Consider the following 7905-nt stretch of genomic DNA (forward strand, 5'->3'; position numbering starts at 1 on the left):
GGCCGGCCGGGTCGTCGAACGCGTCGGGCTCCCGGCCGCCAACCTCGCGACCTGGACGCTCGCCGCGGCCGGTCTCGCCCTCCTCGCCGTGCCCGGCCTCGGGCTGGTCGGCGCCCTCGTGTCCAGTGCGCTCTTCGGCAGCACGTACATGGCGTTGACCGGCCTGTGCATCGTCTGGGCCGCCCGGGTGTCACCCGAGCGGCCCGCCCGCGGCGTCACCTGGTCGTACGTCGGGCTCGGCGCCGGGCAGACCGCGGCCGGTCCCCTGGCCGGTGCGGCCGCCGCGGGCATCGGGCTCGGGCCGGTGTTCATACTGACCGGTCTGGTTGCTCTCCTCGCGTGGACTCCGTGGGTCAAGCCAGCGACGCCGGCAGCCCCGCGGCCGTGACCAACGACGGGCCGGGGAACTTGACCGCGCGCGACAAGCGGTCCCCGGTCGCCGTGAACACCCACAGCCCCTCCGCGCGCAGGATTCCCGCGTCGTCGGCGCGGTAGCTGCCCGCGGCGGGCTGGCCGTTGGCGCGCGTAGGCCGCAGCCGGACCCCCTGGTCCGCCCGGAAGGCGTAGCGCTCCAGGAACGGCAGGCACACGCTCACGCCCTTGAACCACACCGGGTGCGGCACGGCTTCGAGGCTGAAGTCGTCGTGGATGACGGTCCGGATGGCCGCGGTGTCCTGTGCCTCGAACGCCGCGACGTAGCGGTCGAGCAACGCCCGTTCGACTTCCTGGTCCGGGGGCGCCGCGTCGAGGTCCAGCTCGTCGAGCCGCTGCCGGGCCCGCTGCAGCAGGCTCTTCACCGCGGGCACGCTGACGTCGAGCGTCTCCGCGATTTCGGCGGCGGACCACGACAGCACCTCCCGGAGCAGGAACGCCGCCCGTTGCCGCGCCGGCAGGTGCTGCAGCGCCGCGATCAGCGCCAGCCGCACCGACTCGCGCCGGACGACGACCTCCCCCGGGTCGCCGAGGACCGCGTCGGGCAGCGGCTCGAGCCACGCGAGCGCGCCGGCCCCGAACACCCGGACGTCGGGATCGCTCGAGGGCGCCCCCAGCCCGGCGGGCAGCATCCGCCGGCTGTGGTGCTTCAGCTCGGTGAGGCAGGTGTTGGTCGCGATCCGGTACAGCCAGGTCTTGAGCGACGAGCGCCCCTCGAAGGCACTGACCCCGCGCGCGGCCCGGAGGTACGTCTCCTGGACGACGTCTTCGGCGTCCTGGTAGGACCCCGTCATCCGGTAGCAGTGGGCGAGCAGCGCGGGGCGGAGCGCGTCGAACTCGTCCCGCAGCCGCGCGCTCCCGGCCAGTGGCATCGCCTCAGCTGACATCGCGTACTCCCCGCTCCTGGATGGCCTCCAAAGCATCCCTCATCCCGGCGAAGCCCGAGCGGTAGAACCGGGGTCCGAACGACACCCGCGCCACGCCCAGCGCCGCCAGGCCGGCCAGGTCCAGTGCCGGATTCGTGTTGCCGTTGACCGGCCCGCCGACTTCGGAAACCAGCCGGCCGAGCGCCTCGCCGGGCGCCCCGATCGGGTACACGCAGTCCGCGCCCGCTTCCCGGTAACTGCGGGCACGCCGGACGGCCTCCGCCACCCGGTCCGCCTCGGGCACCCCGGCGGGCGGCAGGAAGACGTCGATCCGCGCGTTGACGACGAGCGGGACCCCGCTCGCGTCGGCGGCCGCGCGCACTTCGGCCAGCCAGTCCGCGTGCGCTTCCGCGTCCCGCAGCCCCCCGGCGCGGTGGTCGGTGTCCTCGAGGTTGCAGCCGGCCGCCCCGGCTTCGACGAGCCGGTCCACGAGTTCACGAGGCGCCAGGCCGTAGCCGGCTTCGGCGTCGACGGTCACCGGGACGGGCACCGCACGCGCGATCCGGGCGGCCGCCGCGAACATCTCCTTCCACGGCGCCGCTTCGCCGTCCTGGTACCCGAGCACGTCGGCCACGGCGGCGCTGGACGTCGCCACCACGGGGAACCCGGTCTCGACGACCAGTTCCGCGCTGGCTTCGTCCCAGGCGTTCGGCAGCACCAGCAGCTCGCCGTGGTGCAGTTCGCGCAGCAGGTCGGCGTGGGCTTTCAGGTCGGTCATGGTTCAGTTCTCCTTCGGTTCGCGACGCGGGACGAAACAGCCGGCCAGCACGCCGGCGGCGGCGAGGACGGCGCTGAGGACGACGGCGGCGGTGAACCCGCCGGTGAACGCGTGCGGCGACGCGTAGCCGCCGGCCAGCGAGAACCCGGCGACCAGGACGGCCACGCCGAAGGCCCCGCCGAGCTGGCGCATCGCGCTGAACGCGCCGGAAGCCTTGCCGAGGAACCGCGGCCCGGCCGAAGTCAGCACCGCGCTCTGCACGGCTGGCAGGCACATCGCGATGCCCGTGCCCGACAGCACCAGCGGCGCGACGAGCGCCCAGTACGTGCTCGCCGGGCCGGCGACCGCGGCGATCCAGAGCATGGCGAGCCCGTGCAGGCCCAGGCCGGCGACGATGAACGGCCGCTCGCCGAACCGGCCGACCAGGCGTCCCGCCAGCTGCGGGACGACCACGGTGGTCAGCCCCCACGGCGCCAGCCCGGCCCCGGCGGCCAGCGGCCCGTACCCGAGCCCTTCCTGCAGGAACTGGGCCATGAAGAACGTCGCGCCCAGCGCGGAGGCCCAGTGGAAGAAGATCACCGCGTTGCCCGCCGAGAACCGGCGCGAGCGGAACAGCCCCAGCGGGAGCATCGGGTGCGCGGCCCGCCGCTGCCAGACGACGAACCCGCCGAACGCGGCCAGCCCGGCCACGACCGGTCCGGCGACGCCCACCCAGCTCGCGGTGCCGACCTGCGCCAGTCCCCACACGACCCCGAAGGAACCGGCGCCGGCCAGCAGCAGACCCGGCACGTCGAGGGCGCGATCGGGCCCGTGGCTCTCCTCGACCCGGGTCAGGGCGAGCACGGCCAGCACCGCGCCGACGGGGACGTTGATCCAGAAGATCCACGGCCACGAGATGCCCGCCACCACGGCGCCGCCCAGCAGCGGCCCGAGCGGGACCGCCAGCCCGCTCACGCTCGCGAAGACGCCGAGCGCCTTCGGCCGCAGCTCCGGCGGGAACGCGGCTCCCAGCAGCGCCAGCGCGAGCGGCATGACGAACGCGGCGCCGGCGCCCTGCAGCACCCGGCCGGCGATCAGGGTGCCGGCGTCCGGCGCGACGGCGCAGACCAGCGAGGCCAGCGCGAACACGCTGACGCCTGCCACGAACACCCGCCGCCGTCCCCACCGGTCCCCGGCGGCCGCGGCCGTCATGAGCAGCACGGCGAAGCTCAGGCCGTAGGCGTTGACCGTCCATTCCAGCTCGGCGACCGACGCGCCGGTGCCGGCCTTGATCGCGGTGAGGGCGGTCGCCACGACGAGCGCGTCGAGCACGACCATCATCGAAGCGACCGAGGTGATCGCCAGGACCCACCTTCGCTTCGCTGCTCCTACCTCGGGTACCGCCGGTGTGGGCGGGGTTTCGACGCGCACTCGGGACTCCTCGCGGCTCGGTTGCGGTGCTGCCGAGAGTTGGACACCGCGCGAACCGGAAAGGAATCGGTGCTTACAGCGGCAACCCCGAATAGTTGTCCGCGAGCTCGGTCGCCGCGGCCGCCGACGTCACCGTGCGGCGGAGCTGGGCCAGCTGGAGCTGGCCGTCGAAGTCGTCGCCGTGGCGGTGCAGCATCGACGTCATCCACCACGAGAAGTGCGTGCAGCGCCAGACCCGCCGCAGCGCGGTGTCCGAGTACGCGTCGACTAGTTCGTCGCGGCCGTCCTTCAGGGACGCGGTCAGCGCCTTCGCCAGCAGGGCGACGTCCGCGACCGCCAGGTTCAGGCCCTTCGCCCCGGTCGGCGGCACGATGTGCGCGGCGTCCCCGGCGAGGTAGAGGTTCCCGTGCCGCATCGGCGTCGCGACGAAGCTGCGCATCGGCAGCACGCTCTTCTCGGTGATCGGCCCCGTCTCCAGCGCCCACCCGGGGTGCCCCAGCCGGGTGGCGAGCGCGTCCCAGATCCGGTCGTCGCTCCACGCGGCGATGTCCTCGTCCGGCGCCACCTGCAGGTAGAACCGGCTCACCCGCGGCGAGCGCATGCTGTGCATCGCGAAACCATCCGGGTGCCAGGCGTAGATCAGCTCGTCGGCCGACGGCGCGACGTCGGCCAGCACCCCCAGCCAGGCGAACGGGTAGGCGCGCTCCCAGATCCCGGCGTCCGGGATCGACGCCCGGCTCGGCCCGTGGAAGCCGTCGCAGCCGACGACGACGTCCGCGTCGACGCGCTGTGCCCGGCCGGCCTCGTCCACGAACGTCACGTGCGGCTGCCCGGTGACGTCGTGGAGGGTGACGTCGGTGGCCGAGTAGTACGCCGGGCGGCCGGCCTTCTCCCGCGCGGCCATCAGATCCTTGGTGATCTCGGTCTGCCCGTAGATCGTCACGGACCGGCCGACGAGGTCGACGAAGTCCAGGTGGTGGCGCTCGCCGGGCCACTGCAGGTGGATGCCCCGGTGTTCCATGCCCTCGACGTCGAGCCGGGCGCCGAGCCCGGCGTCGCGCAGGAGGCCGACGGTGCCCGCCTCGAGCATGCCCGCGCGGATGCGGGCCTGGACGTAGTCCGGGGTCTGCCGTTCGAGCAGCACCGAGTCGATGCCTTCGAGGCCGAGCAGGTGGGACAGCAGCAGCCCGGCCGGGCCGGCGCCGACGATGGCGACCTGGGTGCGCACGGCAACGTCCTTTCGCGTGGAAGAGGCCCCGAGCATCCCCCGCACCGCCCGGCGCCCACCACCGGACTCTCATTCAGTGAGAGAGTGTCCGCGAGATTCCGCGGGCAGCCGCGCGCAACGCCGGGATCTGCATCCGCGCCGAGTCGTCGTTGGGCACGATCACCGACAGCGCCGCGACGACGTCGCCGCCGCGTCCCCGCAGCGGGACGGCGATCCCCGTGGTCTCCTCGTCGATGAAGCCCGCGCAGTACGCGTAGCCGTCCCGCCGGACGTCGGCGAGGAAGCGCCGCAGCCGCGCCGGCTCGGTCAGCGTGGTCCGGCGGAACGCGCCGAGCGGGCCGGCCAGCACCTGTTCCTGCAGGTCGGCGGGCGCGTGGGCGAGCAGCACGAGCCCGGACGACGACGCGTGCAGCGGCAGCCGCCCGGCCACGCGCGTCACGTTGACGACCGCGCCGGGCGCGGAAAGCCGTTCGACGAACAGGACTTCGCGGTCCTCCAGCACGGCGAGCTGCGTGTGGTGCCCGACGACGGCGTGCAGGTCCTCCATGAACGGCAGCGCCGCCTCGCGCAGCCCCAGCGTCGGGGAAGCGCGCGAAGCCAGCTCCCAAAGCCGGACGCCCACCCGGACCCTCCGATCGGTGTCGCGCCGGAGCCAGCCGTGCCCGACCAGCTCCTCGATCAGCCGCGACGCGGTCGCGACGTGCAGCCCGGTCCGCCGCGCGATGTCGGTGACGCGCAGCGCGGGCGCGTCCGGCTCGAAGGTCTCGAAGATCCGGACGACGCGCGTCAGCACGGAGTCGCGTTTCACCACGTCAGGCAGTGTGCCCCACCCTCGGGGCGGGGCACACCGCGACGCGTCACGGCAGCGAGTTCAGGAACGGCTCGTGGCTGTTCTGGAACTCCCAGTTGTAGTACTTGTCCCAGTTGATCGACCAGGTCATCAGCCCGCGCAGCGCGGGCGACGTGCCGCCGCGCAGCGTGTACGAGCCGCAGCCACTGCCCTTGACCAGGCAGTTGACGGCCGTCTGGACGTCCGCGGGCGAGGTGTAGCCGTTGCCCGCGCTGACCGCGGCGGGCAGGCCGATCGCGATCTGGTCCGGCCGCAGCCCGGGGAAGAACTGGCCGGTGTTCGCGACGCTGAACCCGGCCTTGAGCATGTCGGTCATCGCGATGTGGAAGTCCGCGCCGCCCATGTTGTGGTACTGGTTGTCCAGCCCCATGACCGGCCCGGAGTTGTAGTCCTGGACGTGCAGCACGGTGAGCGAGTCCCGCAGCGCGTGGATCACCGGCAGGTAGGCGCCGGTCCGCGCGTCCCCGGCGCTCGTGCCGCCGTAGAACTGGTAGCCGACCTGCACGAAGAACGTCTCCGGCGCCATCGTCAGCACGAAACCCGAGCCGTACTTGGCCTTGAGCGTCTTCAGCGCGGAGATCAGGTTGACGATCACCGGCGTGGTCGGGTTGCGGAAGTCGGTGTCCCCGGCGTTGAGCGACAGCGAGTGGCCCTCGAAGTCGATGTCGAGGCCGTTCAGACCGTACTTGTCGATGATCGCGGAGACGGAGCTGACGAACGTGTCTCGCGCGGCGGTGGAGGTCAGCTGCACCTGGCCGTTCTGCCCGCCGATGGAGATGACGACCTTCTTGCCCTGCGCCTGCTTCGCCTTGATGGCGGCGATGAAGTCGGCGTCGCTCTCGACGTTCGGGCACTCCGCGACCGGGCACCGGTTGAAGCGGATGTCGCCCGAGGTGACGGAAGTCGGCTCCCCGAAGGCGAGATCGATGATGTCCCAGGCGGCGGGCACGTCGGCCATCCGCACGTAGCCGGAGCCGTTCGCGAAGCTGGCGTGCAGGTAGCCGACGAGCGCGTGCTTGGGCAGCCCGGTGTCGACGCACCCGGTGGTGGTCGCACTGGTGGTGGCGGACTTCGGCGACTCACCGGCGCTGTTGTAGGCGGCGACGGCGTAGCTGTGGGTTTCGCAGGCCTTCAGTCCCGAGATGGTGGCGCTGGTCCCGGTCGCCGTGGCGACGACGGTGCTGCCTTCGTAGACGCGGTACCCGGTCACGGTGCCGGCGCTCGCGCCCCAGCTGAGGGCGATGGAGTTCGCCGTGATGCTGCCGGTGGCCGGTACGCCGGGCGCACCTGGCGTGCCGGGGGTGTTGCCGCCGGGGCCGTCGAGGACGACGTCGTCGGCGTAGTAGGTGCCGGCGCCGTACCAGCCGTGGAGGTAGAGCTGGGCGGAGGTCTGGTTGCCGGTGGTGAAGGTGAGCTGCAGCTGGTTGTAGGCGCTCGCGTTGCCGGACCAGGTGGAGGCGCCGCCGGTGATGCCGAGGTAGACGGGATTCCCGCGCACCCAGGCGGAAACGGTGTAGGTGGTGTTCGGCTGAACGGACACGGTTTGGGAGCACTGGGCGTAGTCGGCACCGACCGGCGTGGCGGCGAGGGCGTAGCTGCCGCCGTGCACGGGCGTGCTGACGGTGGTGGCACCGGAGCACGTCCAGCCGGAGAGCGAACCGGCTTCGAAACCGGGGTTGGCGAGGAGGTTGGCCGCTTCGGCGTTCCCGGTCACGAGACCGGAGAACGCCAGTACCAGGGCGGCGAGGGTTGCGGACAGTCTGGAACGCCTCATCGGGTCCTCCAGTCGGGGAGATACCCGATATTGTCTAGACCAATATGTAAAATGTCCAGACCAACTGGGGTGGGTGCCGGGTTTCCTTGCTCCCGTGGCGCCGGCGGATCGCTCACGCCCAGCTCCGACCGCCGTGAATGACTCATTCACGTCGTCTGACGACAGGAATGAGTCATTCACTACGTTCGAACCGGCCCACACCCGGCCTCCGCGGTCACCCGGCGCTCAGCAAGGCAGCTCCGCGAGCACCTTGGCCACCAGCCGGGTCCGTCCCGCGCGCGAGCGGTCGATCACCTGGACGCTGCGCCACCCCGCCGGAACCCGCTCCGCGAGCAGCTCCTCCCGCCACTTCCCCACCCGCCGCACGTGGCGCGCGAACGACCGCGGCCGCACGACCCGGCCACGACGGCGTTGCCCTTCCAGCGCCTGCTCCGCCGGGACGTCGAGGAACAGCAGCCGCACCGGACGGCCGCTCACCGCGCCGACCAGTGCCAGCAGGGCCCGGGTCGACGCCCGCGTCGACGGCTCGTGCACCACGATCGGGCCCGCCACCCCGAGCGCGCGGCC

At 72.7% G+C, this 7905-nt stretch carries 6 protein-coding genes and 2 pseudogenes; 1 reads left to right on the forward strand and 7 read right to left on the reverse strand.

All coding sequences use genetic code 11. The features are described from left to right. Positions 1–388 (forward strand): annotated as a pseudogene (locus G3I65_RS38380) (MFS transporter); the annotation flags it as partial. Here the strand turns inward: G3I65_RS38380 and G3I65_RS38385 are convergent. From G3I65_RS38385 to G3I65_RS38415, 7 genes and pseudogenes are all read right to left on the reverse strand, one after another. Further along, entirely contained in the window at positions 354–1319 is a 966-nt protein-coding gene (locus G3I65_RS38385; RefSeq protein WP_163046825.1) for an RNA polymerase subunit sigma-70, read from the reverse strand. The pseudogene G3I65_RS38380 and the gene G3I65_RS38385 overlap by 35 nt on opposite strands. Beyond that, positions 1309–2076: an isocitrate lyase/phosphoenolpyruvate mutase family protein gene (locus tag G3I65_RS38390; RefSeq protein ID WP_160700437.1), complete on the reverse strand. Its 768-nt coding sequence runs from the start codon at positions 2074–2076 to the stop codon at positions 1309–1311. Before G3I65_RS38390 ends, G3I65_RS38385 begins: the two co-directional genes overlap by 11 nt. A gap of 3 nt (positions 2077–2079) precedes the next feature. Next, complete coding sequence (locus G3I65_RS38395) at positions 2080–3486, reverse strand: DHA2 family efflux MFS transporter permease subunit (protein WP_309235925.1); 1407 nt, start codon at positions 3484–3486, stop codon at positions 2080–2082. Positions 3487–3559: 73 nt separating this feature from the next. After that, positions 3560–4714: a 4-hydroxybenzoate 3-monooxygenase gene (locus tag G3I65_RS38400; protein ID WP_160700438.1), complete on the reverse strand. Its 1155-nt coding sequence runs from the start codon at positions 4712–4714 to the stop codon at positions 3560–3562. Positions 4715–4787: 73 nt separating this feature from the next. Continuing rightward, a complete protein-coding gene (locus G3I65_RS38405) occupies positions 4788–5525 on the reverse strand; it encodes an IclR family transcriptional regulator (RefSeq protein ID WP_375336754.1) in 738 nt (245 codons plus the stop codon). Positions 5526–5571: 46 nt separating this feature from the next. After that, positions 5572–7338, reverse strand: a complete 1767-nt coding sequence (locus tag G3I65_RS38410; protein ID WP_160700439.1) for a chitinase — start codon at positions 7336–7338, stop codon at positions 5572–5574. A 225-nt stretch (positions 7339–7563) separates the two neighbouring features. Next, positions 7564–7905: pseudogene (locus tag G3I65_RS38415) on the reverse strand (Zeta toxin); the annotation flags it as partial.

Source organism: Amycolatopsis sp. SID8362, from assembly GCF_010550475.1.
In the GTDB taxonomy this organism is placed as follows: Bacteria; Actinomycetota; Actinomycetes; order Mycobacteriales; family Pseudonocardiaceae; genus Amycolatopsis; species Amycolatopsis eburnea.